This window comes from Neisseria sp. P0021.S006, assembly GCF_051956895.1.
In genome coordinates, this window is the sequence record NZ_JBQCWZ010001002.1 from 1 (window position 1) to 537 (window position 537).

The window sequence follows — 537 nt, forward strand, 5'->3', positions numbered from 1 at the left end:
CATTGAGGGTCAATACACCAACCAGCAAGGCGATTGCAGAGTGGCGAAATTTCATGGTCATCCTCCTTCGGTATTACGATACAGGCCGTCTGAAAACCGCAATCCGTTTTCAGACGGCCTTAAGGTTTATTCTTCCCAATCCTTCCCTTCTTCTGAAACGTCGGATTGACCGGCCTCCATCACTGCTTTAATTTCTTGGAACAACGCGCGGAAGTTTTTCGGCGGTTTGTTTTGTTCCTGCTCTTTTTTGGTGTTGCGGATCAAGGTACGCAATTTGCCGGCGTCGGCTTGCGGAAAATCGGCCATAAATTGGGTAATCGCGCCATCGTCTGCCAACAGTCGTGTACGCGCCTGCTCGACACGTTGCAAAAAGGCATTATGTGCCGTATTGTCGCCGCGCAGTTTGGCCAAATAAGCTTCGATGGGCGCAGGGTCGGTATCGCGCATCAGGCGGCCGATAAATTGGGCTTGGCGTTTGAGCGCGCTGTTGGACGTGATTTTTTTATAGGTGGCAATGGCTTCGAACAGCTCTTCGTC

The 537-nt window shown here is 51.2% G+C and carries 1 protein-coding gene; it reads right to left on the reverse strand.

The window, feature by feature from the left end:
* Positions 1-126: 126 nt before the first annotated feature.
* On the reverse strand, positions 127-537 hold a 411-nt coding region (yjgA, locus tag ACTHUM_RS18395; protein WP_440403735.1), incomplete at its 5' end, for a ribosome biogenesis factor YjgA.